Source organism: Actinopolymorpha sp. B9G3 (genome assembly GCF_040120725.1).
Lineage (GTDB): Bacteria > Actinomycetota > Actinomycetes > Propionibacteriales > Actinopolymorphaceae > Thermasporomyces.
Genome location: NZ_JBEEAB010000065.1, coordinates 1 through 1,908, shown reverse-complemented (window position 1 = coordinate 1,908; position 1,908 = coordinate 1). Strand labels below are relative to the sequence as shown.

At 67.6% G+C, this 1,908-nt stretch carries 2 protein-coding genes; both read left to right on the top strand.

Annotation, left to right across the window (positions count from 1 at the left end):
* A partial coding sequence (locus ABNF93_RS34560; protein ID WP_349332480.1) for a DinB family protein occupies window positions 1-247 on the top strand: 247 nt, incomplete at its 5' end.
* 70 nt (window positions 248-317) lie between these two features.
* Entirely contained in the window at window positions 318-1,466 is a 1,149-nt protein-coding gene (locus tag ABNF93_RS34555) for a GNAT family N-acetyltransferase (RefSeq protein ID WP_349332479.1), read from the top strand.
* The last annotated feature ends 442 nt before the right edge of the window (window positions 1,467-1,908 follow it).

The following is a 1,908-nucleotide window of genomic DNA, read 5'->3' as shown; positions in this document are numbered from 1 at the left end:
TCCGACCTACTCGGAGGTGCTGGAGGCTCGGTCCAGCCGCGTCGCGATGGTGACCGATTTCCTCGCGACCGTGACCGCAGAAGATCTGGGCGGCAAGAGGTCGGACCCCAACGCTCCCGACTGGGAGCAGACCGTGTTGTCCTGCCTGCACACGATCCTGGAGGAGGAGTGGGAACACCAGCGCTACGCCGTGCGGGATCTGGACCGAATCACCGGCGGCCAGGGGCGCGCTGCCGAAGGAGTCTGATCATGGCCAGCCGCAGCGACAACGAGGTCGTCGACCTGCGGTGCGTGGCCCCGTTGAGAGAGATGCCGAGATGCCGAAGGAGCAAACGACCAAGGCCCGGAACGCCCGCGCTGCAGCACGCGAGGGCGAGAAGGTCACCACCGCATGGCGCCGCCTGTCATCAGCGGAGGTGCGTGCGGGCGACGGGCAGGACCGCCTGGAGTTGGAGTTCGGAGGCGAGATCTTTCAGTGGCGCGGACCGGCGCCGTACTACTTCGTCACCGTCCCTGAGGAACCCAGCGCAGAGCTGAAGGCGGCGTCTGCTGGCACCAGCTACTACCGGGGGAAGCTCCGGGTTCAGGCGCGGATCGGTGACACGGAGTGGCCGACATCGATGTGGCCCAAGGACGGACGTTACCTCGTCCCGATCAGAGACTCGGTACGCAAGCCCAGGGGGCTCGCCGACGGGGACACCGTCACGATCCACCTCACCGTGGCCGTCCGAGCCCTGGAGAAGAGGCAGGATCCCGCTCGGGCGCGTCCTGCCCGAGCCACTCGCAAAGCGCACCCGGGAGCCCGGCGGCGCCAACCAGGTAGCGGAGACGATCAACGTGTGGGGCGTAGCGGAGCGGGCGTTGTTGAGGGGCGCAGGAGTCCACAGGTCACCGACGATCAGCTCAGGATCATCCCCGCGAACGAGGCGACCTGGGAAGACCTGCAAGCCATCATGGGCGTACGCGCCATCTGCTGGTGCCAGCGGTACAAGTTGCAGCCCAGAGAGGGTTGTATGTACAGGGTTGGAGCCGCCGAGCTCGCCCCCCGGCTTCGAGAACAGACCGCCTGCGGACAGCCGGACTCGGAGACGACGACCGGCCTGGTCGCCTACCTCGACGGCGAGCCGGTCGGATGGTGCGCGGTCGACCCGCGAACCGCAAACCCGCGCCTGCTGAGCCAATGTCCCACCCCATGGGTCGGACGGGCCGAGGACAAGACCGACGCCAGCGTGTGGGCGGTGACCTGCTTTGCCACGCGGGCCGGCTACCGGCGCCGCGGCATCAGCCGAGCACTTGCCCGTGCCGCCGTCGACTTCGCCCGACAACGCGGCGCCCGCGCCCTAGAGGGCTATCCCCACACCACGGAGTTCGGGCACTTCGGCACTCCCGGCATCTTCGCCGCAGCTGGCTTCGTCGAGGTGAGCAGGCCATCCCTCAGGCGCAGAGTCATGCGCATCGACTTCTAGCTGCGCTCGCCTCAACAACTGTCGCCCGCCACACCGATCGGCATGACCTCAGCAGACGAGAGCGGACAGGCGCCACTGGGTGGTCCACCGCCGAGGTCAGGGAGCGAGATCACCGCGCTCGTGGTCCTCGCCGTACAACGGCACGGCAAGGTCACATGCAGAAGGAACGATCACAGGCCCCCGCAAGGGCGATAGCCAGCCGGTGCGCCACGTCAGCGCCTTGATCCCGAATGGAGGGGCACTACGGCAACACCTGCCGGGGTGTCCGGTAGGGGAACCCCGGGTTCGAGCGGTGGTTGCAACACCCGATGGGTGAGGGGTGTTGTGGGTGCGGTTCTCTATGCGGATGGTTCCGGAGGTTCATCAGCGGTTCTGGGAGGCGATGGCGCGGGGCGATTTCATCACCGATGCGGCAGTTGCGGCGGGGACTTACCGTAAGCAG

Bases quoted from the DNA above. Each gene is read 5' to 3' on its own strand.
- ABNF93_RS34555 (WP_349332479.1), top strand. From the start codon at position 318: ATGCCGAAGGAGCAAACGACCAAGGCCCGGAACGCCCGCGCTGCAGCA.